This window comes from Frankia sp. AgB32, assembly GCF_023243045.1.
Lineage (GTDB): Bacteria > Actinomycetota > Actinomycetes > Frankiales > Frankiaceae > Frankia.
In genome coordinates, this window is record NZ_JALKFX010000034.1 from 1 (window position 1) to 24,916 (window position 24,916).

Sequence of the window (24,916 nt, forward strand, 5' to 3'; positions counted from 1 at the left end):
CCCCGGCAGCCGGGCCCCGGCGGCGGGGCCCCCCTCCGCGCCGGGCCGCGGCCGGGGGGGGGGGGGGGGGCGGCCCCGGGGGGGGGGGGGGGGGGCCCCCGCCCCCCCGGCCGCCTCCCGGATGGTCGTGGCCGGTGGATCTGGCTGGGACCAGCGAGTTCTTCTACTGAAAGTAGAAGATAGTTGACGTCGCGAGGTCCGGTCCGACGGGGCTGTGGGCGCCACGACGCCGGTCGTCACCCGCCCGTGCCGGTCGGTGTGACCCCGGCCGCACCGGCACAGGTGCGGCCGGCATGCAACGATCGGAGCATGTCTGTCGTCCCCATCGACGCCGGACCCGCGTCCGGGCCGGCCATCGTCACGACCGCGGCGGGCCGCGCCGGGATGCGTGGTGCCGCCGCGAACCGTGCCGTGCCGACCCGCACCGGGCCGGCGTCGACCACCGCCGGCGCCCGCGCGCGCCGGCCCGGCCTCGCGACCACCGCGCCCTTCCTGCGCGCCTGCCAGGGGGACCGGCCCGAGACCACCCCCGTGTGGTTCATGCGCCAGGCCGGCCGGGTCCTGCCCGAGTACCGCAGCCTGCGCGAGCGCGTGGCGATGCTCGACTCGTGCCGGGACCCGGCGCTGATCACCGAGATCACCATGCAGCCGATCCGCCGGTTCCGCCCGGACGCGGCGATCTTCTTCTCGGACATCGTCGTGCCGCTCGTCGCGATCGGCCTCGACGTCGACATCGTGCCCGGGGTGGGGCCGGTGGTCGCCGAACCGGTGCGCGACGGCGCCGGGCTCGCGGCGCTGCGCACGCTGGAGCCGGACGACGTCCCGTATGTCGCCGAGGCCGTCCGGAGCCTGCTCGGAGAGCTCGGCGGCACCCCGCTGATCGGCTTCGCCGGCGCGCCGTTCACCCTCGCCAGCTACCTCGTCGAGGGCGGCCCGAGCCGTAACCACCTGCGCACCAAGGCGCTGATGTACGGCGAGCCGAAGCTCTGGCACGACCTGCTCGAGCGCCTCGCCGTCATCACCACCGCGTTCCTGCGCGTCCAGGTGGACGCGGGCGTCGACGCGATCCAGCTGTTCGACTCGTGGGCCGGCGCGCTCAGTGAGGCCGACTACCGCCGTTACGTGGCCCCGCACAGCGCTCAGGTGCTCTCCGCGTTCGCCGGGGAGGTGCCGCGCATCCACTTCGGTGTCACCACCGGCGAGCTGCTCGGCGCGATGGGCGAGGCCGGCGCCGACGTCGTCGGGGTCGACTGGCGGGTCCCGCTGGACGAGGCGGCCCGCCGGGTCGGGCTGCACCGGGCGGTGCAGGGCAACCTGGACCCGGCGGCGGTCTTCGCCCCCGAGGACGTTCTCGAGTCCAAGGTCCGCGAGGTGCTCGTCCGCGGCACCGCCGCGCCCGGCCACGTGTTCAACCTCGGGCACGGCGTGCTGCCGGAGTCCGACCCGGGCGTGCTCGCGCGCATCGTTGATCTCGTCCACGCGGGGTGAGGTCATCGCGGCGGGCATCGCCCGGCCGCGGTGAACCCGGGCACCACAGGCGAGCCCTGGAACCAGGCTGACACATCGTGAAGGGCGGCAGGAACGTGCGGGTTGTCATCGTCGGCGCCGGCATCGCCGGACTCGCCGCGGCCCAGGCACTGGCCGGGCAGGCCGAGGTGACCGTGCTGGACGCGGCGGAGCGGGTCGGCGGCAAGCTGCGCACCACCCCGATCGAGGGGATGGACGTCGAGGAGGGCGCCGAGTCGTTCCTCGCCCGCGTCCCGGACGGCCTGCGGCTGGCCCGTCACGTCGGCCTCGGGCACCAGGTCGTGCACCCGGCGACGACCTCGGCCTCGCTGTGGATTCGCGGCCGGCTGCGGCCGATCCCGCCGAACACGATGCTCGGCGTGCCGACCGACGTGCTCGGCCTGATCCGCTCCGGGGTGCTGACCCCGCGCGGGATGGTGCGGGCCGCGGCGGATCTGGCGCTGCCGCGCACCCGGTTCCCGGACGATCCGACCGTCGGCGAGTTCGTCGGCGCGCGGGTCGGCCGGGAAGTCGTGGACCTGCTCGTCGACCCGCTGCTCGGCGGCGTCTACGCCGGCCGCGCCGACGCGCTGTCGCTGCGGGCCACGGTGCCGCAGCTGGTCCCGATCCTCGCCGAGGATCGCTCGCTGCTGCTCGGCGCGCACCGGGTGCGGGCCCGCACCGGCCCGACCGGCGCCGGCCCGGCGACGCCGGTGTTCGCCAGCCTGCGCGGCGGCCTCGGCTCGTTCGCGACGCGGGTGGCCGAGCGCTGCGGGGCGACGATCCGCACGGGTGTGCCGGTGCGCGCCGTCGAGCGCACCGCGACCGGTTGGCGGGTGATCTGCGGGCGCGCCCAGGGCGGGCAGACCCCCGAGCCCGTCGAGGCCGACGCGGTGATCCTCGCCGTGCCCGCCGGGGCGGCCCGCGCGCTGCTCGACCCGATCGCCCCGCACGCCGCCACGCCGCTCGCCGGCGTGCCGTACGCGTCGGTCGCGCTGGTGACGCTGGTCTACCGGGATGTCCGACCGCCGGTGGGCAGCGGCTTCCTGGTGCCGGCCCGCGAAGGCAGGTCCGTCAAGGCGGCCACGTTCCTGACCGCCAAGTGGCCGCACGTCGCCGCCGACCGGCTCACGGTCGTGCGAGCCAGCGTCGGGCGCGCCGGTGCCAGCGAGGACCTGGGCCGGGGCGACACCGAGCTGGCCGGGGTGGTGGCCGCGGAGATCGCCCAGATCGCCGGCCTGAGCGCGCGGCCGATCGCCACCCGCGTCAGCCGCTGGGACGGCGGGCTGCCGCAGTACCTGCCCGGCCATCTGAACCGGGTCGCGGCCGTGCGCCGGGCGCTGCCGGCGGGTCTCGCGATCGCCGGCGCCGGCTACGACGGTGTCGGCATCCCGGCCTGCATCCGGTCGGGGGAGGCCGCCGCCGCGGCGGTGCTGCGGGCTGCCCGGGCGGCGGGCAGCCCGGCGGACGCCCTCGGCCCGGGAGTCTGAGAGCCATCCGGCCGGGGTCGATCCGGCCGGTGCGAGAAGGAGACGGGTTATGCCGGAGTCCACGAAGTCAGCGAACGAACTCAACGCTGAGATGCTCTACACCGGGTGGTCGGTCTTCGCCGCCGACCGTCCGCTGCCGGCCGATCGGACCTCCCTGACGGACGAGGTCAACGCTCTGCTGGACGGCGCCCTCGAGAAGGACGTCTACACCCGCGGGGTGTACGAGCTGTCCGGCTACCGGGCGGACGCGGACCTGATGGTGTGGTGGACCAGCCCCGATCCGGATCTGTTGCAGGAGACCTACCAGCGGTTCCGGCAGACGGTGCTGGGTGGGCATCTGCGTCCGGTGTGGTCGGCGGTCGGCCTGCACCGCCCCGCCGAGTTCAACCGCAACCACATCCCGGCCTTCGTGCGCCGGGAGGACCCGCGTGGGTATGCCTGCGTCTACCCGTTCAACCGCTCGCTGGAGTGGTATCTCCTGCCGGACTACGAGCGGCGCGGGATGCTCGCCGAGCACGGGATCATGGGACGCGAGTACGAGGACGTCCGGGCGAACACCGTGGCCTCGTTCGGCCTCGGCGACTACGAGTGGCTGCTCGCCTTCGAGGCCGACGAGCTGCACCGGATCGTCGGCTGCATCCGCCATCTGCGGGGCAGCGCCGCCCGGCGGCACACCCGCCTGGAGACGCCGTTCTACACGGGCCCGCGCAAGTCGGTCGCCGACATCGTCGCCGCCCTGCCCTGAGCTCGCCACCCGGGACGCCCGGTAGCCGGCCCCCGGCTTCCGGGGCCGCCGGGGCGCCGCCTGGCCTCCCGACGTCGCCGGCCACCCCGAGTTCGCCCCTGGTCAGCAGCCGGCGCCTGCCTGGGCGCCCCCACCCGTCCGGCAGGCGCCGACCGTCCCGTACCCGCGCCCTCCCCGGCCGCTCGGCGGCGTGGAGCGCACGGTCCGCTCCCGTCGGCGCCCGCACGGGAGGGCCGCCGACGGCTCCCCGGCAGGGCCGGGGCGTCATGACGCAACGTAGCATCACTGGTGCTCTATGTATACGCAGCGTGCCGGTGGACGCCTGCAGTCGGATAAGTCGGGACATGCAGAAGAACGCCGAAAATCGCTACGCCGGGTTACCGGAAGTCGACCCGAACTCTGTTACCTTGGGGCGCCACAAACGGACGCCTGACGCCGCCGCAACGCCCGGCGGTCCCGCCGGCGCCACCCGGTCGCTTTGTCGGGCCGCTGGTGGATCGGCTGGAGAGAGCCGGTAACGTTGCCCCGTGACCATGGCACGCCGGCCTCGTCGGTGTCCGGTGGTCCGGTTCGCCCCGCAGCGCGCTGACGTGGCCCGGGTGCCCACAGCTGACGGGTGAGTGGCCGGACTGCTGTCCACGGTGGCCCACAGTCGGTGGCGGGGCAAGATCGCTGGAGGTCCGGTCGATGCATCACCGAGGGATGAGATCGCGGCCGTCCGAGCGAGCCGCGGCGAGATGCGGGGGATTCCCGCTCGGGTCGCGATCGGCCGAGATGGGTCGAACTCGCCGGGCCGGGACATCGGCGGAGTACGTTGAGACCACAAAGCTGCCTCAATGCGGTCATACCGGACTACTGTCGCGGCGTGGGCGATCAACATGACCCCTGCCTGGGCCGCCCGGACCGCGAGCGACTCCACGCAGGCTCGCCGCGGGACCGTAGCCGTCGCGGGGGGTGACCGGTGACCGAGACCATGTCAGGGCATCGCCGTGGCGGTGCCGGGCCGAACGTCGTCGACTCCCCGCGCCACGGCGCTCCCAACCCGTACCCACCGGTCCAGCCACGCCCCGCCGGGGCGCCGCCCGGCCAGACCGGGGGCCGGCACAGCGTCGGCCGGGCCAGCGCGGCCGCCGCCGCCGAGACGGCGGGCTACCGCGCCCAGGTCACCTGGGAGCGCCGCTACGTCCGGCTGCTGATCCTCTTCGACGCGGCGGCCTGCGTGCTCGCCGTGGCGCTCGCGTTCGTCGTACGCTTCGGGCATCTCGTCCGGTTCGACTCCGAGCCCGTCTCGATCCAGCCGTACATCCTGATGACGATCCTGCTGCCGCCCGCCTGGGTGGTGGCGATGTCGCTCAACCGGGCCTATGAGAGCCGGTTCCTCGGCGGTGGCTCCGAGGAGTTCCGCCGGGTGGTCAACTCCGCCGCCCGGCTCACCGCCGCCGTCGCCATCATCTCCTACGCCACCAAGGCCGAGATCGCCCGCAGCTACGTGCTCATCGCCTTCCCCGCCGCGACGGTGCTCTCGGTCGCCGGCCGGGTCGTCGGGCGCGGCATCCTGCACCGGATGCGCCGGGCCGGCCGGTGTCTGCACCGGGTGCTCGTCGTCGGCGCCGGCGAGTCGGCCGCCACCCTGGTGCGCCTCGCCCAGCGCGACCCGACGTCCGGCTGGGCCGTCGTCGGCGTCGTGCTCGACCGCTCACCCGGCCGGCACAGCCACGATCGGCCCGAACGCAGCGGATTCGACCTGCTGGGTGTGCCGATCGTCGGCACCTCCGAGACCCTGCACACCGCGATCACCGCCACCCACGCCACCACCGTCGCGATCTGTCCCCAGATGGACGGCGAGACCCTGCGCCGGGTGTTGTGGACGTTGGAGGGCAGCGACGTCGACGTGCTCGTGTCCTCGGCGCTCACCGACGTCACCGGCCCGCGCATCTCGATCCGCCCGGTCGCCGGGCTGCCGCTGCTGCACATCGAGGAGCCGGAACTCACCGGTACCCGTCGCGTCATGAAGGGCGTGTTCGACCGGGTCGTCGCCGGCACCGTGATGCTGCTGTTCCTGCCGCTGTTCGTCGCGCTGGGTCTCGCCGTGCGGCTCACCAGCCGCGGACCGGCGCTGTTCCGGCAGGTGCGGGTCGGCCGCGGTGGCGAGCACTTCACGATGTTCAAGTTCCGCTCGATGTACGTCGACGCCGAGGCCCGCAAGGCGGACCTGGAGTCGCTCAACGAACGCGGTGAGGGCCTGCTGTTCAAGATGCGCGACGACCCGCGCATCACCCGGGTCGGCAAGTTCCTGCGCAAGTGGTCGCTGGACGAGCTGCCGCAGCTGCTCAACGTGGTCAACGGAAGCATGTCCCTCGTCGGCCCGCGTCCGCCGCTGCCGAGCGAGGTCGCCCGCTACGAGGTCGACGTGCACCGCCGCCTGATGGTCAAGCCCGGCCTCACCGGCCTGTGGCAGATCAGCGGCCGGTCCGACCTGGAGTGGGACGAGTCGGTCCGCCTCGACCTGCGCTACGTGGAGAACTGGTCGCTGGCGATGGACTTCGTCATCCTCTGGCGGACCGTCTTCGCCGTCCTGCGCCGCGAAGGCGCCTACTGACACCCGTGCCTACTGACACCCGCGCCGCGCGGCGCCCGGGTCGTCGAGCACCCGCCCCGCCGGCCGGGGCGTCACGACACGGCCAACCAGCCGGCGACGCGCAGGTGGTCCAGGACCCGCTCGACCGCCTCCTCGCTGGTCAGCTCCGCGGTGTTCACCGTGACGTCGGCGTCGTCCGGTTCCTCGTACGGGTCGGACACGCCGGTGAAGGCGGGAATGACCCCGGCGCGGGCCTTGGCGTACAGCCCCTTGCGGTCGCGGGACTCGCACACCTGCAACGGGGTGGACACATGGACGAGCACGAACCCGCCGCCGGCGCCGCGGACCATCTCTCGAACCTCGGCGCGCACGTTCGCGTAGGGCGCGATGGGCGCGCACACCACGGTGCCGCCCGCGCCGGCGGCCTGGGCCGCCACGAAGCCGATCCGGCGGACGTTCGTCTCCCGGTCGGCCCGGGAGAAACCCAGCCCCGCGGACAGATGGGTGCGCACGACGTCGCCGTCGAGCAGGGTGACGTGCCGTCCGCCCTCCTCGAGCAACCGGCAGACCAGCAGTCCGGCCAGGGTCGACTTCCCGGACCCGGACAGACCGGTGAACAGGATGGTCAGCCCGCGCCGCGAGCGCGGCGGGAGGGCCCGGGTCAGCTCCGCCGCGACCGTGGGCGGGGTGAGCTCGGCGGGGATCGGGCCGCCGGCGTCGAGCAGCGACGCGAGCTCGGCGCGCCCCGGGGCGCCGATGGCCGGCCCGATCAGGCTGCCGGTCAACCCGTAGACACTCGCCAGATGTGCGCGTTGGGCGGTCAGGCGGGCAAGGTCCGCCGACTCGTCCGGAGGCGACGCCGGCGTGTCCCCGTCGGCCGGTGGCGCCGCGGCGGGCCCCGGCGCGTCGGCGGCGGTCCCACCGCCGGCCGGGAGGACCGTCCCGCTCATCCCCGGCTCGCGGGGCGTCGCCAGCAGCGGTACGCGCAGGACCGGTACCAGGACCAGCAGGCTGCGGTGGCGGGACGGATGCTCGCTGACCCCCGGGCGGCGATAGGGATCCGGGGCCGGCTCGGGCCGGCGGGCCGCGGCGCCGGCCGCGATCGCGTCGGAGGCCCCGGCCTCCGACGCCAGCGTCGCCTCGCTGGGGCGCAGCGGCGCGTCGACGGCGTCGAGCGCGGCCAGCAGGCACCGGATGCGCAGGTGGTGGTGTGCGTCCGCGGGATCCGCGCCGCCGACCGGGGCAAGCACCACGCAGCGCTTGCCCTGGCGGGTCAGTGCCCTGATCCGGCCCACGTCGGCGGTGTGGAGCAGTCCGTCGGCCCAGACCGCCCAGGCCGCCCCGGACCCGACCTGCGGACCGGTCCAGCCTCGGGCCCGCAGCTCGGCGCGTAGCTGGTCGGGCGTCAGCCGCAGGTCCGGATGATCCGGGTGGTGCGGCAGCCGCACCCCCTCCACCGTGCCGACCAGGCGGATCCCGGCTCCGTCCGCCGCCGGCACCGTCGCGCGCAGGCGCAGCGCCGCGATCATGACGCCCTCCTGGTCGCGCAGGGCGACCGTGGCGTCGGCCGGCAACGGGGTGGCGACCTCCGGCGGGACGACCAGCGACGGCACCGTCACGCCGGCGAGCTCGTCCCCGGCGGGGTACCCCGGCGACGCACCGAAGGCGCCGACGAGCAGCAGCTCCAGCTCGGCGAGCTGGTCCGGCGTCAGCGTCAGCGACGGCCAGTCGAGCGAGGCGGCCGTCAGCTCCGCCGCGCGGGCCGGGCCCACCAGCGTGAGCAGCGGATCGCCGGCGGACTGCCCGGACTGCCCGTCCTGGGCGGTGCGCTGACGGTCGGGATCCGGATCAGAGGTGGCACTCACACCCGCGACCGTAGCGGGTGACAGACTCCCACCCGATGAACACCGACGACACCAGCCTGCCGGCTCTCGTTCCCGTCGACATCGCGAGCGACGAACTCGACGATGACGTCCTTGCCCGGCGACTGGCCACGGATGCCGGGAAACTGCTGCTCAGGATCCGCGACGATGTCGGTTTCGCCGAACCGGCCACGCTGCGGGACGCCGGGGACGCCCGGTCGCACGCGCTGCTGGCCCGGGCGCTGGACCGGCACCGCCCCGCCGACGTGGTGCTGTCCGAGGAGGGTGTCGACGACCCGGCGCGACTCCCGGCCGAACGGGTGTGGATCGTCGATCCGCTTGACGGCACCCGTGAGTTCGCCGAGCCGGGCCGGACCGACTGGGCGGTGCACGTCGCGCTGTGGCAGAGCGGCGAGCTCGTCACCGGCGCCGTCGCCCTGCCGGCGCTGGGCGTGACGCTGTCCTCGGCGGGTGCCCCGCCCGCGCGCCCGCCGCGCACCGGGCCGCCGCGGATCGTGGCCAGCCGGACCCGGGCCCCGCGCATCGTCGGGGAGGTGGCCGAGGCGATCGGCGCGACCATCGTGCCGATGGGTTCCGCCGGGGCGAAGGCGGCGGCGGTCATCCGCGGGCAGGCCGAGGTCTACCTGCACGCCGGTGGGCAGTACGAGTGGGACTCGGCCGCGCCGGTGGCGGTCGCCCAGGCCGCGGGCCTGCACACCAGCCGCCTCGACGGTTCGCCGCTGCGTTACAACCAGCGCGATCCGCTGCTGCCCGACCTGGTCATCTGCGTGGCCGACCTGGCGCCCGCGGTGCTCGCCGCGATCGCCGCGGCGGATACCAGCCGGTAGCGTGACCGCGGTTTGCCGCGGGCGTGGGTGTTGGGCTGCTGGTGAGATGGTTAACGTCGACGAAACCAGTCCCGGGAAGGTGTGGTGGGCTAGTTTGGTCTGATACACCGGCTCGACGAGGGGTATCCGCGTGCCTGTCACGGGTTACGAGCTCACCCACCTGCAGATGCTCGAGGCCGAGGCCATTCACATCTTCCGTGAGGTCGCGGCCGAGTTCGAGCGTCCCGCGCTGCTGTTCAGCGGCGGCAAGGACTCGATTGTCATGCTGCGGGTGGCGGAGAAGGCGTTCTGGCCGGCGAAGCTGCCCTTCCCCCTGCTGCACATCGACACCGGCCACAACTTCGCCGAGGTGCTGAACTTCCGGGATCACCGGGCTGAGCAGCTCGGCGCCCGGCTGGTGGTCGCCTCCGTGCAGGCCGCGATCGACGCGGGGGAGCTGACCGAGGACACCCGCCCGGGCGCGTCGCGCAACCAGCTTCAGACGCCGGTCCTGCTGGACGCGATCGCGGACAACCGCTTCGACGCCGTGTTCGGCGGCGCGCGGCGCGACGAGGAGAAGGCCCGGGCGAAGGAGCGGGTGTACTCCTTCCGCGACGAGTTCGGCCAGTGGGACCCGAAGAACCAGCGGCCCGAGCTGTGGTCGCTCTACAACGGCCGGCACCGCCCCGGCGAGCACATCCGGGTCTTCCCGCTGTCGAACTGGACCGAGCTCGACATCTGGCGCTACATCGCGCAGGAGAGCCTGGAGATCCCCTCGATCTACTACGCGCACAGCCGCGAGGTGATCGAGCGGGACGGCATGCTGCTCGGGGTCACCGAGCTGACCCCACCGCGCCCCGGCGAGATCGTCGTGCCCCGGCAGGTCCGCTACCGCACGGTGGGTGACATCACGTGCACGGGCGCGGTGGAGTCCACGGCGGCGACGGTGGACGAGGTCATCGCCGAGGTCGCGGCGACGCGGATCACCGAGCGCGGCGCGACCCGCGCCGACGACCGGGTCAGCGATGCCGCGATGGAGGATCGCAAGAAGGAGGGTTACTTCTGATGGCCGAACTGCTGCGTGTGGCGACCGCGGGCTCGGTCGACGACGGGAAGTCGACCCTGATCGGTCGCCTCCTCTACGACACCAAGTCACTGTTCACCGACCAGTTGGCCGCCGTCGAGCGGACCAGCCGCGAGCGCGGCGACGGCTACGTCGACCTCGCCCTGCTCACCGACGGCCTGCGCGCCGAGCGGGAGCAGGGCATCACCATCGACGTCGCCTACCGCTACTTCGCCACGCCCCGGCGGTCGTTCATCCTCGCCGACACCCCCGGGCACGTGCAGTACACCCGCAACATGGTCACCGGCGCCTCCACCGCGGACCTCGCGCTGCTGCTCGTCGACGCGCGCAAGGGCGTCGTCGAGCAGACCCGCCGGCACGCGTTCCTGGCCTCCCTGCTGCGCGTCCCGCACCTGGTGCTCTGCATCAACAAGATGGATCTCGTCGACTTCGATCGCGAGGTCTTCGAGAAGATCAAGGAAGAGTTCCGGCACTTCGCCGCGAAGCTGGAGATCGTGGACGTCACCGCGATCCCGGTGTCCGCGCTGGGCGGCGACAACGTGGTCTCCCGCTCGCCGAGCACTCCCTGGTACGACGGCAGTTCGCTGCTGCACCACCTCGAAGAGCTGCACATCGCGTCGGACCGCAACCTCATCGACGTCCGCTTCCCCGTCCAGTGGGTCGTCCGGCCGCGCAGCGACGACCTGCACGACTACCGCGGGTATGCCGGTCGGGTCGCCGGTGGGGTGCTCAAGCCCGGCGACGACGTCATCGTGCTGCCCTCCGGGCTGACGACGCGGGTCGCCGGGATCGACAGCTTCGACGGCCCGGTCGACGAGGCGTTCCCGCCAATGTCGGTGACCGTCCGCCTCGAGGACGACCTCGACGTCTCCCGCGGCGACATGATCGCCCGGCCGAACAACCGGCCGACCGTCGGCCAGGACCTCAACCTCATGGTCTCCTGGATGGTCGACGCGCCGCTGCGCCGCCGGGCCCGGATCGGCGTCAAGCACACCACCCGTTCGGTGCGGGCGATGGTCACCGACGTGAGCTACCGCGTCGACATCGACACGCTGCACCGCGACGAGACCGTCGAGACGCTCGCCCTCAACGACATCGGCCGCGTCGCCCTGCGGACCACCTCGCCGCTGTGCTACGACCCGTACCGGCGCAACCGCGACACGGGCAGCGTGCTGCTCATCGACGAGACCTCCGGCGCCACCCTCGGTGCCGGCATGATCCTCTGATCCGAGCCGGGCTGATCCGAGCCGGGCTGGCCTGAGCCGGCTGCCGGTGGTTCGCCGGAGCGCCGCGGCGCACCCGCGGGCGGGCTGGGACAGGATCAGCCTGTGGACCTCCCCGTTGTCCCGCCGGTGAAGCCGATGCTGGCGCGCGCCGTCGACGAGATCCCCGCTGGCCTGGTCTACGAGCCGAAGTGGGACGGCTTCCGGGCGCTGGTGTTCCGGGACGGGGACGAGGTGGAGATCACCTCGCGGACCACGAAGTCGATGACGCGCTACTTCCCCGAACTCCTCCCGCACCTGCGCGCCGCGCTGCCCCCGCGCTGCGTGCTGGACGGCGAGATCGTCGTCGCCGGCGCGGGCGGACTCGACTTCGAGGCCCTGCAGCAGCGGGTGCATCCGGCGGCGAGCCGGGTCGCCCGCCTCGCCGCCGAGACCCCGGTGTCCTTCGTCGCGTTCGACCTGCTCGCGAACGGTGACACGGCCCTGCTCGACCAGCCCTTCACCCGCCGTCGCGCCGACCTCGTCGCGCTGCTCGGCGACCCGGACGCCCGGGTGCACCTCGCCCCGGCCACCGAGGACCCTGACCTGGCCCGGCAGTGGTTCGACCAGTTCGAGGGCGCCGGGCTCGACGGCATCGTCGCGAAGGCGCCGGACTCCCGCTACGAACCCGACCGGCGGGTGATGTTCAAGATCAAGCATGTGCGCACGGCGGACTGCGTCGTCGCCGGCTACCGTCCGCACAAGTCCGGCCCCGACGCGGTCGGCTCGCTGCTGCTCGGCCTCCATCCCGATCCGGACGCGACGGCGCCGGGCGCTGCTGGCGGCGGGCTCGCGGCGGTCGGGGTGAGCTCCGCGTTCCCGATGGCGCGGCGCCGCGAGCTGGCCCGGGAGCTCGCCGAGCTGGTGATACCGATCGAGGACCATCCCTGGGCGCCGGGGGCGTCCGGGAAAACCCGCACCCCGTGGGACGCCGGGGAGAGCCGCTGGGCGGCCGGGCGGGACCTGTTGTTCGTCCCGCTGCGCCCGGTGCTGGTCGTCGAGGTCCGCTACGACCACATGGAGGGGCCCCGGTTCCGGCACACCACCCAGTTCGTCCGGTTCCGGACGGACCGGGACCCCGCCAGCTGCACCTTCGCCCAGCTCGGCCGGCCGGCGCCGATCGACCTGGCCCAGGTCCTGCGCTGACCCGGCCGCCTGCCGGCCGCGCGCCCGGGTCGGCGACCCGCTCCGCTCAGCCACTGGGCCGCAACGCGAGATCCGGGGGTACCCGGGTCTCGCCAGCGACGGCGAGCGCCGCCAGGATCGTCAGCCGGTCGTTGTTGGCGACCAGCCCCGGACTCGCCAGCCAGGCCAGATAGGCCCCGCGCTGCGTCGGCGTCAGCGTCGACGCCGCCCGCGGACTGCCGGCCGCGTCGAGGAAGTCGGTCGCCGGTCCGGTGATGAACCCGTCGGCCCGTGGGTCCCCGGAGTAGACGCGGCGCCGTCCGTCGTTCTCGATCACCGCCACCGGGCGCAGCGGGTCGGTGCCGCGACGCGCCCACAGCAGCCGGGCACTCGTCTCGTAGCCGGCGGCCCACTGCGGCAGGCCACGGCTCGCCTCCCGCAGCGCGGTGAGCACCTCGCGGGCACCCGTCGCGGACACGTCGCGGTAGCGCGTCCGGACCAGGGTGTCGATCCCGTCGACGGTGACCCCCACCCCCAGCCTGGCGAAGGTCCCCGCGGGGTCCGCCAGATCGATCGCGGTGGCAACCGTGCCGAGCAGGTCCAGGATGAGCCCCTGGCGGCGGCGGAAGGCCGCGCCCTGCTCGGCGTGCTCGCGCACGACCGCGTCGGCCGCGTCGACCAGTGCGCCGGCGAGGAACACCTGGGCGCGGGCCGCCCGCAGATAGGACAGCGTCCGCGGACTCGCCGGGTATCCGCCCGGCGCGCTGTTCCAGCCCCGGGTGCGGTCAGCCTGCTGCCGCTCGAGGTCGACGCCGTAGGCGGCGGCGTCGCGGGCCAGCAGCCCGGCGAGCGCCCCACCGCGCAGGCACTCCCGCAGCAGCGACCGCCACGCCCCGACGGGCACCTCCCGCAGCCCGTCGGCGGGATCCGCAGGGTCCGTCCGGCCGGGCGCGATCGCCGTCGCCGCATCGTAGATCTCGTCGCGGTAGGTGTGCAGCACCGGGACGAACGCGGCCCGCAGCTGCGGCGGCAGTCCGGCCCCACCGGCGGCGTCGACGGCGCGGGCGAGGCGCGCGGCGAAGTCCGCGGACCCCCTCGGGTCCGCGGCCCGCGCGGCCGGTTCCCCCGCGGCGGCGACCAGTCGGCACCAGGCATCCTGCGTCGCGTCGGCCAGGCGGACCGCCACCGGCAGGCCCAGCGCTCCGATCTCCGCCACGGTCAGCACCTCCCGGACGTGGCGCGCGGCGACGGCGCAGACCAGGGTCGGCTCGGCCCTGATCGCGTCGAGCAGCGCCACCTCGTAGGCGGTCCTGGCCGCGGCGCCCGACGGCGCGGTCGCGAGCGCTGTCGGGCGGCGGCCGACCGCCCCGGCACCGGAGTGGTCCGCCGGGCCGGGCGCCGGCGCACCCGTTGCGGCGCCGAACGCGAGCCGGGCCAGCCGGTCCAGCAGCGCGACGCTGACCCGCCCTGCTGCGAGCAGGGGCGTGAGCAGCACCGTGTCGGCAGTGCCGCGGCGCCCACGGGTGTTGAGGCGGCCCAGCCACTCCTCGTCGAGCGGGCGGATCCGGCTGTAGGCGGCGAACGACCGCCCGAGGACGGCCTCGGCCGCCCGCCGGTCGACTCCCAGGGACGGTGCCGGCCGGTGACCGACCGGCTGCCCGGCAATCCCGGCGATCAGCCGCGCGAGCCCGGTGGGTCCCAGCGTGTCGTAGAAGCCGGCGGCGAAACCGGGATCCTCCCCGTGCGTTGCCAGCAGCCGCAGTGCCTCCTGCGGTGCCGGGGCCGCCCGTCCGGCGGTCCCGCCGGGCGCGCCCAGCCGGCGGCCGGCCGTGGGCGCCGCCGGCGATGTCCGCGCGGCGACCGGGGCGCCGCCGACGAGCAGGACCGCCGCGTCCCGGCCGGCGGACCAGCCGGCACCGGGCCGCGCGCCGTCGCGTTCGGCGACGACCGGGGCGCCCGCCACCGTTGCGGCTGCTGCCGCCAGGGGCACGTACCGGAACCCGACCACCTCCGCGGTGACCACCGCCGGGCCGCGCGCGGGGGGCAGCGGGACGTCGGCCCGTTCGGCCGCGGCCAGCCGGCGGGCCAGATGGGTGGCCTCGGCGTCGAAGGCGGCGCCCAGCCGCACGAGCTGTTCACCGGGCGCCGTGGATCCGCCGGCCGGTGAGATCGCCTCGATCAGGGTCCGGGCGCCGGCACGCAGCGCCTGCGCGACCGCGCGCACCGCCCCCACGAGTCCCCGCAGCCGCACCGGGTCGATCAGCACCCGGTGCGGCCCACCGGGGGAGCGCACCACCGCGGCAGCGGCGGGGCTCATGTGGACGACCCGATCGCCCGCGCGGCCCGGGGCGGCACGGGCGGACCGAGCGCGGAGGCCGCGGCCGCGCACCGCCGGACGCAGCCGTCCAGCACCGCCGCGGCGTCCGCGGCCAGCCGGCGCAGCCGCCCGGCGGCCACCTCCGCGGCGGCACCCTCCCAGGCACCGCTGCCGGCCGCGGCGAGGCCTTCCAGGGCCAGCGTCACATCCGTCTGGACGCGTCGCGCCGCCGCCAGCGCGTTCACCACGGCCTCTCGGGGCAGGTTGGACATCGTCATCTCGCACACCACCGTCAGGGTCAGGGTCGGGGGTGGTGCGACCGTAGCAACGCCCGATCCGCCCGCGCCGGGTGCGCGCGGCGCCTGTGGACAGCGCGGCCGCGAGCCGGCTGCCTGTGGACGATCTGGGCCTGTGGACGATGCGGCCCGGAAACGATCTGGGGAGGGACGGCTGCCGCGGCGGCGACGGTCAGGCGCGGCGGTAGCGAAGGAAGAGGCTGTCGTCCTCGGTGAGCAGGTGGACGAGACGCATCGCCACGGGCCCGGCCCACGGCTGGCCCTGCCCGATGCCGATCCGGCCGGGCCCGGCCAGCAGCGGCGCGACGGTCAGGCACAGCTCGTCGAGCAGGCCGGCGGCGCCGAGCTGGGCGTGCAACGTCGGCCCGCCCTCGGTGAGCACCCGGGTCAGACCCCGCTCGGCCAGGGCGGCAAGCGCCGGCACCAGCTCGACGGTCTGCTCGCCGCAGACGACCACGTCCGCGACCGCCGACAGCGCCGCTCGCCGTTCGGGTGGCGCGGCGGCGCAGGTGAGCACGATGGGCCGTACCTCGACGGCGAACAGCCGGGCGGCCGGATCGAGCCCGGCGCTCGCGGTGACGACCGCCACCGGCGGGACCTCGGCGAGGCCCGCGGCCCGCCGCCGCTCGCGGCGCTCGGCGGGGACGACCACCGCGCCGTAGTTCTCGTGCCGGGCCGTCCCCGCGCCCACGAGCACCACGTCGCTGAGCCAGCGCAGCAACTGGAAGACCCGCCGGTCGGCCGGGCCGCCCAGGGGCCCGGAGCGTCCGCCCACCTCCGCGGCGCCGTCGGCCGAACAGACGAAGTTCGACCGGACGAAGCTGCTCCGGGCAGCCTCGGCCGGATAGGCGTAGGCCTCGTCGAGGTCGACGTCCGGAGCGCCGGACGGGGGCTCGGCAGACGCGGGATCGGGATCGGTCAGCAGACGTCGCACCGCGCCGACCCTATCCGGTCACCTCGGGACGACGGCGCCTTCCGGCCCCGCCGGAGACCTCGACCGGGGTGCGACCCGACGGGGTGGGACGCACGGGCGGCGCCCTGCGACGATGGACCCATGGGAACCTACGTCGTCCTGCTCGTCATGGTGCTGTTGGTGGGGCTGGCGGTCCTGGGTGCGCTCTATGCCCTGCTGTCCCGCGGCCGCGTCCGGCGCTGACCACCACTGCCGCCGCCTCGCCCGGGCGGGCGAGGTGGGCCGCTCTCAGCCGGCGGTCGGTTCGGGCGGCAGCAGCCGGGTGATGACGACGGACGCGCCGTCCAGCTCGACGCGCCCGGGCATGTAGGTGAAACCCGGCGCGGAGGCGGCCGGGGCGTCGAACGGAACGCCGTCCAGCGGCACCGACTGGCGTTCCGCGGCCAGGTTGACCACGACCGCCACGTCGCCGCGGCGCACCACCAGCCAACGCTCCTGCTCGTTGAAGGTGCATCCCACCGACGACCAGGCCGGGTCGGTCAGTGCCGGCAGCCGGCGGCGCAGCGCGATGAGCCGCCGGTGCCAGTCGAGCAGGCTGCCGTGGCCGGGCCGGGTCGGCTCCGACCAGTCGAGCCGGGACCGTTCGAACGTGGCCGGGTCCTGCGGGTCGGGCACGTCCTCGGGTCCCCAGCCGTGCGCGGCGAACTCGCCGCGCCGACCCTCGCGGACCGCGTCGCCGAGGCCGGGCGCGCTGTGGTCGGTGAAGTACTGCCACGGCGTGTGCGCGCCCCACTCCTCGCCCATGAACAGCATGGGCGTCAGCGCCGAGGTGAGCAGCAGCGCCGCGCCGATGCGCAGCAGCCCGTTGCTGAGCTGCGCCGACGACCGGTCCCCGACGGCCCGGTTGCCGATCTGGTCGTGGTTCTGCAGGAAGGTGACGAACCGGTAGGCCGGCGTGGTGGGCGGCATCGGCCGGCCGTGGGAGCGGCCGCGGAACGTCGAGTAGCCGCCGTCGTGCACGAACCCCTTGGTCAGCGCGTGCGCGAGGGTCGCGATCGAGCCGAAGTCGGCGTAGTAGCCCTGCCGCTCGTTGGACAGGGCGGCCCACAGCGCGTGGTGGACGTCGTCGCACCACTGGCCGTCGAGGCCGTACCCGCCGGCCTCGGGCGCCACGACCAGCTTCGGGTCGTTCAGGTCGGACTCGGCGACGGCGAACAACGGGCGGCGCATCTGCGCGCCGAGCCGGTGCACCGACTCGGCGATCTCCTCCAGCAGGTGCATCGCGCGGCTGTCCTGGAAGGCGTGCACGGCGTCGAGGCGCAGCCCGTCGCAGTGGAAGTCGCGCAGCCAGGCCAGGGCGCTGCCGAGGATGAACGCCCGGACCTCGTCCGAGCCGGGCGCGTCGAGGTTGACCGCCGGGCCCCACGGCGTGATGTAGCGGTCGGTGAAGTACGGGCCGAAGCGGCTCAGGTAGTTGCCGTCCGGCCCGAGGTGGTTGTAGACGACGTCCATGATCACGCCGATGCCGCGGGCGTGCGCGGCGTCGACGAAGCGTTTGAGGCCGTCCGGGCCGCCATACGGCTCGTGCACGGCGAACAGGCTCACCCCGTCATAGCCCCAGCCGTGCCGGCCGGGGAAGGCGTTGACCGGCAGCAGTTCCACGGCGTCGATGCCGAGCTCGGCGAGATGGTCGAGCTTGCCGATCGCGGCGTCGAAGGTGCCTTCCGGGGTGAACGTGCCGATGTGCAGTTCGTAGAGGACGCTGCCGGCCAGCGCGATGCCGCGCCAGCTCGCGTCCGTCCAGGCGAACGTCTGGTGCTCGACCAGCCGGGACCGGCCGTGCACCCCGGCCGGCTGCCAGACGGATCGCGGGTCGGGTAGTTCGTCGTCGCTGTCGTCGAGCACGAAGGCGTAGTCGGTGCCGTGCCGGGCGGACGGCACGTTGATCCACCACCAACCGCGCCGGCCGGCGGACATCTCGTGGCGGGCATCGCCATCGGCGCCCGCCACGACGAGGCTGACGGTCTTCGCGTCCGGGGCCCACAGCCGGAAGGTGCTCATACGCTCCTGTCTACCGCCAGCCGCTTCCCGACATGCCGTGACAGTGACAATCGACCCCAGTCGAAGGTGCCCGTCCGCGGGGCCGCCCGGCCGGCGCCGACAGGTGCCCTGACGGCCCGGGGCCGGTCGGTGCCTCCCGGGGCCCGGCATACGGAGCGCCAGTCAGATGTCGTTGTAGATGGCACCATCAGGTTAGACGTGGGCGGCACGGGTCTGGGGGGATGGGTGGCCGGGCGGATTCGGATCGAGCTCTTGGGCGGGTTTCGCGTGCTGGTCGGGCAGCGGCCGGTGCCCGACGCGGTGTGGTCGAGGCGCAAGCCGGCGACGTTGGTCAAGCTGCTCGCGCTGGCGCCGGCCTACCGCCTGCGCCGCGAGCAGGTGATGGACCTGCTGTGGCCCGAGCTGGAGCCGGCGGCGGCCGGGGCGAACCTCCGCAAGGCGCTGCACGCGGCCCGCCGGGCGCTCGACGTCGGCGACGGCCCGGGGGAGGGCACGGCGCTCATCGGCTCCGTCGGCGACCTGCTGTGCCTGCCGTCGGACGAGGTGTCCGTGGACGTCTCCGACTACCGGGCCCTGGCGGCGCACGCGCGCCAGACCCGCGTCGCCGGCGCCTACTGGGACGCGCTCGACCTGCACCGCGACGGCCTGCTGCCGGAGGACCGTTACGAGGACTGGGCGAGCGCCCCCCGCGAGGAGCTGCGCGCGGACTGGGTGGCGCTGGCCACGGAGCTGGCCAGCCTGTTGGAGGAGGGCGGCGAGGTCGACGAGGCGGCGCGGGCGGTCGCCCGCCTCGTCGCCGCCGAGCCCGCGCACGAGGAACACCATGTCCGGCTGATGCGGCTCTACGCCCTGGCCGGGCGGCGCGAGGAGGCCCGCCGGCAGTACGACCGGCTGCGCGCCGCGCTCGGCGCGGAGCTGGGCGTTGAGCCGAGCCCGCGCGCTCAGCGCCTGTACGAGGAGATCCGCGGCGGCCGCGGCGGCGAGCCGGACCTCGCCGTGGAGCTGTGGGAGAAGGTCGGTGACCTGCGCGCCCAGTCCGGTGACGACGACGGCGCGAGCCGCGCCTACGAGCAGGCGCTGCGCGCCGTGACCGAACCGGTCGCCACGATCCGGCTGCACCGCCGGATGGCGACCGCGCTGCTGATGGCGCACCACACCGACCAGGCCGCGCGCCACCTGCACGCCGCCGAGGCGCTCGCGCCGGACGTCGCCGAGCGGGGGCGGATCGCCTGCGTGCGCGCCCATCTGAAACGGGAGTGCGGCGATCTCGACGCCGCCGCGGCGCTGGCCGATCACGCCCACGAGGTGGCCCTCGAGCACGGCGGTGAGGACGACGTCGTCGACGCCCTCGAGGCCCTCGCGATCATCTCGCACATGCGGGGGGACTGGCGGGCCGGGCTGCTGGCGCAGATCGGCCGCCTCGCCGGCACCGACCTGGGTGGCCGGGTCGGCCGGTACCTGGAGATCAACCACTGCGCCGGGCAGTACCAGCTCTACGGCGACGCGTTCGCCGGGGACGTGGCGGACTACGCCCGCCAGACCCTCGCGCTGGCCGAGCGCTCCGACGCCGTCGCCGTGCAGGCCTTCGCCTGGTGCCTGCTCGGCGAGTCGATGCTGCTGCGCGGCCAGTTCGAGGAGGCCGACGCGTGCCTCGCGCGGTCCTGCGAGCTGTACACGCCGATGGGCAGCCGGACGGTGGCGCTGCCCTGGCTGCGCCGTGCCGAGCTCGCCGTCTGCACCGGCGCGTTCGACGCGGCCGCGGCCCACCTGAAGTGGGCGACGGCGATCGCCACGGTGGCCCCGACCTCGCGGCATGCCTGGGCGCGGCTGCACGCCATCGCCGCGCTGTCCGCCCTGGAACAGGATGATCTGGACGCAGCGGTCGAGGCCGTGGCCGCCGCGCAGGTCACGGCCAGCCGGTATGGCGACTGCCCGAGCTGCGGCGCGCTGCTCCACCCGCTCGGCGCCGAGACCCTCGCCCGGGCCGGTGACCTGGCGGGCGCGCGGGAGTTCGCCGCGGTGGCGGCGCGGACCGTGGACACCTTCGACAGCACCGCGTGGCGGGCGATGGCCGCCTCGGCGGCGGCCTGGGTCAGCCTCGCCGAGGGTGATCGGGGCGCCGCCCGGGACGGCTTCGAGGCGGCGGCCGCCGCCTTCGACAAGGCGGGCCATCCGTTCTGGACGGCCCGCGCGCGCCGGCACGCCGACGCCGCGGGCTGACGTCGTCCGGCCGCCACCACGGCCTCCGACCAGGGCGGACGCCGGTTTGGTGCAGGGAACGCTCAGGGAACGCCCCATCCGTAGTGTTCTGCCTGCGCACCACACACCGCGGCGCCCGGCGGCGCCGCGGCCGTAGCGAAAGGGAGACGAGACGACGATGACTCTGACTATCGGCGACACCGCACCGGACTTCGTGGCCGCGACCACCGAGGGCGCGATCCGCTTCCACGACTGGATCGGCGACTCGTGGGCGGTGCTCTTCTCGCACCCGAAGAACTTCACCCCGATCTGCACCACCGAACTCGGCTACGTGGCCAGCATCAAGCCCGAGTTCGACAAGCGCGGCGTGAAGATCATCGGCCTGTCGGTCGACCCGGTCGACAAGCACGCCGACTGGGCGAAGGACATCGAGGAGACCCAGGGCACGGCCCCGAACTACCCGCTCATCGGGGACGCCGACTTCACGATCTCCAAGGCGTACGGCATGCTCGGCGCCGACGTCAGCGGTGACCCGGCCGACCGCACGGCCGCGGACAACCAGACCGTCCGCAACGTGTTCGTCATCGGCCCGGACAAGAAGATCAAGCTGATCCTGGTCTACCCGATGACCACCGGGCGCAACTTCGACGAGGTCCTGCGGGTCATCGACTCGCTGCAGCTCACCGCCAAGCACAAGGTCGCCACCCCGGTGAACTGGAAGCAGGGCGAGAACGTCGTGATCGCCGGCTCGGTCAACAACGAGCAGGCCAAGGAGATCTTCGGTTCCTGGGAGGAGCCGAAGCCCTACCTGCGCATCGTGCCCCAGCCTTCCTGATCACGCAGCCTTCCTGATCACTAGGCTTTCCTGAGCACGCGCTCCCGGTGACCCCGCGACCGTCCTGACAGCGGTCGCGGGGGCCACCGCGGCCGGCCTCGGCCGACACCGGACATCTCGGCCGGCGCGGGCTGTTTCGGCATGCCCTCGATCGCGCCCGGCGCACATCACCCGCCCCCAGGGGCGGCTCCGGAAGGGCATGATGATCATGCGGGTACTGGTTCTCGGGGCGGGGTTCGGCGGCCTGGAGCTGTCCACCCGGCTCTCGGCGGCGCTCGGCGCCGACGCCGACGTCGTGGCCAGGGCATCTGCTACATCGAGTTCGGCGACCACCGCATCGGCAGGGTGGAGGTGACCTTCCGGCGCGGCGAGACCCCGGCCGGCCGCTTCGAATCACCCGCTGGGCCGGGAGGCGGCCGGGTCCGGTGCCGGCCCGGTGATCGCGCGGCGTTCCGCCGTGGGGCTGCCGCCGTGCGCGAGTGCCCCGGGCCGGTCGGGAAACGCGGCGGCGGACCGCGGGAAGCCGACGGTGATCAGGAGGCCGCCGGCCGGGTTCGGTCTGGCGGTCAGCGCGATGTGGTGCAGCGCCGCGATGGACGCGACGATGGACAGCCCGAGGCCGAGACCGCCGCGGTCACCCGAACCCGTGCGGGGTGAACGAAGCCGGCGGAACGGCTCGAAGATCTCCGTGATGCGGTCCTCGGGGACGTGCGGGCCGGAGTTGCGGACGGTGAGCGTCGCGGTCGAGTCCAGCTGGACGTGCACGGAGCCGCCGGGGTGGTTGTGCCGCACGGCGTTGTCGAGCAGGTTCCCGACCAGGCGCGCCAGCAGGACGGCGTCGCCACTGGTGATCACCGGCTCGGTCTGGACCGTCACCTCGATGTTGCCACCGGTAGCCTCCCGCACGGCCTGGCGGACGAGCGCGTCGAGCGCGACAGGTTCGACGGCGCCCAGGCCGCGCTCGGTCTGGGCGAGCAGCAGCAGCCCGTCGATGAGTCGCTCCGTGCGCTGGTTCGCCGCCAGCAGCTGCGCGCGCACCTGCGGCAGGCGTTCGGGCGCCGGATCGGTCAGGCCGATCTGGATGGCCGCCCGCTGCACCGCGAGCGGGGTGCGCAGCTCGTGCGCCGCGTTCGCGATGAAGCGGCGCTGGGCCTCGACGGCGAGTTCCAGGCGCGCGAGCATCTCGTCGAACGTGTCGGCGAGCTCGCGCAGTTCGTCGTGGGGCCCGCCGAGGTTGATCCGCTCGTGCAGGTTCGACAGCGACAGCCGGTGGGCGGTGGCGGTGATCTGGTGCAGGGGCCGCAGCAGCCGGCCGGCGAGGAACCAGCCCGCCGCCACCGAGACGACGGCGAGCACGCCGATGGTGATGAGCGCGGCGTTCCACTGGTAGTGCAGGACCGCGTCCGGCAGCCGGTCGACAACCCGCAGCCGCCCGACGTAGGCGTTCGCGGCGGACGGGTCGGGCGTCGTGCCCACGAACCACGGTCCGTCGCCGGCAGTCAGGTCCGCGGGCGGCAGGGCGTTGGCCGAGACACCGGGCGCCGCCACCGTGCCCGCGGTGATGGCGGTGACCTTGCTGGTCAGCACGGTGCGCAGCAGCAGGTTCGTCACCACGAGCAGGATCGTCGAGGTCAGCAGGAACAACCCGCTGTAGAGCATCGTGAGCCGGACCCGCACGGTGCCGCGCGGGCCGAACCAGCCCCGGCCCACCTGGTCCGCTCCGGTTTCCCGCGCTCCGGTTTCCCGCGCCGCGGCCTCATCGTCGGCGCTCAAAGCCGGTAGCCCGCGCCGGGAACGGTGTGGATGCAGGGCGGATCACCGAGCTTGGCGCGCAGCCGGCTGACGACCACCCGGACCACCGTCGTGAACGGGTCGGCGTGCTCATCCCAGGCGGACTCCAGCAGGGCCTCCGTGCTCACCACCGCCCCCTGCGCCCGCAGCAGGACCTCCAGCACCGCGTACTCCTTGCGCGAGAGCCGAAGGTAGCGGCCGTCGCGGGAGGCCTGCAGGTGCCGCGGGTCCAGCACGATGCCGGCGCGGGTCAGCACCGGTGCCACCGCCGCCTGGCTGCGCCGCCCGAGGGCCTGCACGCGGGCGACGAGCTCGGCGTAGTCGAACGGCTTGGGGAGGTAGTCGTCGGCGCCGAGCCCGAGCCCGGCGACCCGTTCGGGTACCGTCGCCGCCGCCGTCAGCATCAGGATGCGGGTGCGTGCCCCGGAGGCCGTCAGGTCGCGGCAGATCTCGTCGCCGTGGACCTCGGGCAGGTCACGGTCCAGCACCAGCACGTCGTAGTCGTGCACGGCGAGCCGCTCGGTCGCCGCCGCGCCGTCGTAGGCCACGTCGACCGCCATGGCATACCGGCGCAGGCCCTCGGCCACCAGATCGGCCAGGTCCCGTTCGTCCTCCACCACCAGTACGCGCATGCCGACCTTCTATCGAACACAGTGTGACAACGCCGTTAACGGTCTCGTTCAACCGACGGCAACATCATCCCTGCCAACCTGCCGGACATGAGATCTCCCCTGCGAACGACCCGGAAGTCCGTACTGACCGCCGCCGCCCTCGCGGTGGCGGTGCCCGTCGGCGTCGGGCTGAGCGCCGGTGCCGCCCAGGCGGCGTCGCCTCCCAACCCCACCGGCACCACCACCGCGTGCTGGCCGGGCGGTTCCGCGCCGGTTCCCGGGCAGCCGACCGCCCCGTTCGGCACGGTCAGCGCCCCGGCTCCCGCCGCCGGCGTCCCCGCACCCGCGACCATCGCGACGTCCACCATCGCCCCGGTCACGGAGGCGACCCTGCGCCAGACCTATCTCTGCCTCTCCGACCACTACTACGGCGCGAACCCACGCACCGACCGGGTGCTGCTGGTCGGTGCCTACGCGGGCCTGCTCCAGGAACTGGACCACCTCGGCCGGGCGCGGGTGGCGGCCCCGCCCGCCTTCGCCGCCGACCGCGGCGTCGACTGGAACGCCTTCCGGACCGTGCTCCAGCGCGCCGCGGACGGCCCGGGCGACACCGCCGCGGTCCGTCAGCGCCTCGGCATCGCCGCGCTCAACGGAATGGCGGCCAGCGTCCGCGACAAGCGGGCGCCGAGCACCTACGGCGAGGCCCTGGCGGGCCACGCGCCCAGTGGACTCACGGCCGGCACCTACCGCGCTCCGGACGTGACCGCCCCGGCCGGTCCCGGCGCGGGCGCGCAGGCCGGTGGGCTCACGGTCACGCGGCCAGCCAGCCTGGCGGTCCGCGGCGGGCAGGAGGCCGGCGGAACGATAGTCACCGGACCGGACGGCGGCGCCTCGGGCCCGGTGGTCGGCGCGGTTCCGGCGGACGGCGCGGAACAGGTGCTGGGCTTCAGGGCCACCCGGACGCGGGACGGCGCGATGGCGGAGCTCACGCTGGCGGAGGTCCGGGGCGGCCCGGCCGCGGCGGCTGGGCTGCAGGCCGGCGATGTCATCGAGTCGATCGACGGCCGTGCTTCGATCAGCAACGGTGCGCCCGACCGTGATGTTCTCGACCGGCTGCTGCCGCCGGAATCCGGGAAGCGGACGGTCCGGCTCGTCGTGCGTCGGCCGTCGACCGGGCGGACCTGGACCGTGAACCTGACGCAGGCGGCACCGGACCCGGCCGCTGGCGGCGGCCCGCGGATCCAGCGTTTCCTCAGCCCGGACGGCCCCGGCCAGGTGCCGTCGGACCTGCCTCCGCTCGCGGCGCCGGGTGAGGCGAAGCCGCCGGTCCTCGGCAGCTAGCCACCGCCTGCGGAGGCCGGCCGGGGCGGGGGGGGGGGGGCCCCCCCGGCCGGCGTTGGGGCCGGGGGGCAAC

Annotated in this window: 19 protein-coding genes; 12 read left to right on the plus strand and 7 right to left on the minus strand. The window is 74.6% G+C overall.

What is annotated here, in order from left to right; genetic code table 11:
- The first annotated feature begins 309 nt into the window (after window positions 1–309).
- The 4 genes from hemE to MXD60_RS12780 all read left to right on the plus strand — a co-directional run bounded on the left by hemE (window position 310) and on the right by MXD60_RS12780 (window position 6,340).
- A complete protein-coding gene (hemE, locus tag MXD60_RS12765; protein WP_248819258.1) occupies window positions 310–1,488 on the plus strand; it encodes a uroporphyrinogen decarboxylase in 1,179 nt (392 codons plus the stop codon).
- Window positions 1,489–1,583: 95 nt separating this feature from the next.
- A complete protein-coding gene (gene hemG, locus MXD60_RS12770; protein WP_248819298.1) occupies window positions 1,584–2,996 on the plus strand; it encodes a protoporphyrinogen oxidase in 1,413 nt (470 codons plus the stop codon).
- A 49-nt stretch (window positions 2,997–3,045) separates the two neighbouring features.
- The gene (hemQ, locus tag MXD60_RS12775) at window positions 3,046–3,741 is read left to right on the plus strand and encodes a hydrogen peroxide-dependent heme synthase (protein ID WP_248819259.1); all 696 of its coding nucleotides are present in this window, start codon (window positions 3,046–3,048) and stop codon (window positions 3,739–3,741) included.
- A gap of 961 nt (window positions 3,742–4,702) precedes the next feature.
- Entirely contained in the window at window positions 4,703–6,340 is a 1,638-nt protein-coding gene (locus MXD60_RS12780; RefSeq protein ID WP_518467852.1) for a sugar transferase, read from the plus strand.
- Between the two features lie 71 nt (window positions 6,341–6,411).
- Here MXD60_RS12780 and cysC read toward each other — a convergent pair whose 3' ends face one another.
- Window positions 6,412–8,184, minus strand: coding sequence for an adenylyl-sulfate kinase (gene cysC / locus MXD60_RS12785; protein WP_368861226.1), 1,773 nt, complete (start codon window positions 8,182–8,184; stop codon window positions 6,412–6,414).
- 35 nt (window positions 8,185–8,219) lie between these two features.
- Here cysC and MXD60_RS12790 point away from each other — a divergent pair, with 35 nt between their 5' ends.
- The 4 genes from MXD60_RS12790 (at window position 8,220) to MXD60_RS12805 (ending at window position 12,500) form a co-directional block, all read left to right on the plus strand.
- The gene (locus MXD60_RS12790; RefSeq protein ID WP_248819260.1) at window positions 8,220–9,029 is read left to right on the plus strand and encodes a 3'(2'),5'-bisphosphate nucleotidase CysQ; all 810 of its coding nucleotides are present in this window, start codon (window positions 8,220–8,222) and stop codon (window positions 9,027–9,029) included.
- A gap of 130 nt (window positions 9,030–9,159) precedes the next feature.
- Window positions 9,160–10,074: a sulfate adenylyltransferase subunit CysD gene (gene cysD, locus MXD60_RS12795; RefSeq protein WP_248819261.1), complete on the plus strand. Its 915-nt coding sequence runs from the start codon at window positions 9,160–9,162 to the stop codon at window positions 10,072–10,074.
- On the plus strand, window positions 10,074–11,318 hold the full coding sequence (locus tag MXD60_RS12800; RefSeq protein WP_248819262.1) for a sulfate adenylyltransferase subunit 1: 1,245 nt from the start codon (window positions 10,074–10,076) through the stop codon (window positions 11,316–11,318). Before cysD ends, MXD60_RS12800 begins: the two co-directional genes overlap by 1 nt.
- 102 nt (window positions 11,319–11,420) lie before the next feature.
- Window positions 11,421–12,500, plus strand: coding sequence for an ATP-dependent DNA ligase (locus MXD60_RS12805; protein ID WP_248819263.1), 1,080 nt, complete (start codon window positions 11,421–11,423; stop codon window positions 12,498–12,500).
- 46 nt (window positions 12,501–12,546) lie between these two features.
- On the opposite strand, the gene MXD60_RS12810 is transcribed toward MXD60_RS12805, so the two are convergent.
- The 4 genes from MXD60_RS12810 to treZ all read right to left on the minus strand — a co-directional run bounded on the left by MXD60_RS12810 (window position 12,547) and on the right by treZ (window position 18,066).
- A complete protein-coding gene (locus tag MXD60_RS12810) occupies window positions 12,547–14,796 on the minus strand; it encodes a hypothetical protein (protein WP_248819264.1) in 2,250 nt (749 codons plus the stop codon).
- Window positions 14,793–15,074, minus strand: a complete 282-nt coding sequence (locus tag MXD60_RS12815) for a hypothetical protein (RefSeq protein WP_248819265.1) — start codon at window positions 15,072–15,074, stop codon at window positions 14,793–14,795. The genes MXD60_RS12810 and MXD60_RS12815 overlap by 4 nt, the downstream gene beginning before the upstream one ends.
- A 190-nt stretch (window positions 15,075–15,264) precedes the next feature.
- Window positions 15,265–16,026 carry a pyrimidine reductase family protein gene (locus MXD60_RS12820; RefSeq protein WP_248819266.1) on the minus strand — a complete coding sequence of 254 codons (762 nt, stop codon included), beginning with the start codon at window positions 16,024–16,026 and terminating at the stop codon, window positions 15,265–15,267.
- Between the two features lie 267 nt (window positions 16,027–16,293).
- A complete protein-coding gene (gene treZ / locus MXD60_RS12825; protein ID WP_248819267.1) occupies window positions 16,294–18,066 on the minus strand; it encodes a malto-oligosyltrehalose trehalohydrolase in 1,773 nt (590 codons plus the stop codon).
- A gap of 252 nt (window positions 18,067–18,318) precedes the next feature.
- On the opposite strand from treZ, the gene MXD60_RS12830 reads away from it, so the two are divergent.
- The 3 genes from MXD60_RS12830 to MXD60_RS12840 all read left to right on the plus strand — a co-directional run bounded on the left by MXD60_RS12830 (window position 18,319) and on the right by MXD60_RS12840 (window position 21,455).
- Complete coding sequence (locus MXD60_RS12830; RefSeq protein WP_248819268.1) at window positions 18,319–20,286, plus strand: AfsR/SARP family transcriptional regulator; 1,968 nt, start codon at window positions 18,319–18,321, stop codon at window positions 20,284–20,286.
- Between the two features lie 157 nt (window positions 20,287–20,443).
- On the plus strand, window positions 20,444–21,100 hold the full coding sequence (locus MXD60_RS12835) for a peroxiredoxin (protein WP_248819269.1): 657 nt from the start codon (window positions 20,444–20,446) through the stop codon (window positions 21,098–21,100).
- Between the two features lie 208 nt (window positions 21,101–21,308).
- Window positions 21,309–21,455: a hypothetical protein gene (locus tag MXD60_RS12840; RefSeq protein ID WP_248819270.1), complete on the plus strand. Its 147-nt coding sequence runs from the start codon at window positions 21,309–21,311 to the stop codon at window positions 21,453–21,455.
- Between the two features lie 38 nt (window positions 21,456–21,493).
- Here MXD60_RS12840 and MXD60_RS12845 read toward each other — a convergent pair whose 3' ends face one another.
- Window positions 21,494–22,873 carry a sensor histidine kinase gene (locus MXD60_RS12845; RefSeq protein ID WP_248819271.1) on the minus strand — a complete coding sequence of 460 codons (1,380 nt, stop codon included), beginning with the start codon at window positions 22,871–22,873 and terminating at the stop codon, window positions 21,494–21,496.
- A complete protein-coding gene (locus MXD60_RS12850; RefSeq protein WP_248819272.1) occupies window positions 22,870–23,523 on the minus strand; it encodes a response regulator transcription factor in 654 nt (217 codons plus the stop codon). The genes MXD60_RS12845 and MXD60_RS12850 overlap by 4 nt, the downstream gene beginning before the upstream one ends.
- An 87-nt stretch (window positions 23,524–23,610) precedes the next feature.
- Between MXD60_RS12850 and MXD60_RS12855 the strand changes: the two genes are divergently transcribed.
- Window positions 23,611–24,843: a PDZ domain-containing protein gene (locus tag MXD60_RS12855; RefSeq protein WP_248819273.1), complete on the plus strand. Its 1,233-nt coding sequence runs from the start codon at window positions 23,611–23,613 to the stop codon at window positions 24,841–24,843.
- The last annotated feature ends 73 nt before the right edge of the window (window positions 24,844–24,916 follow it).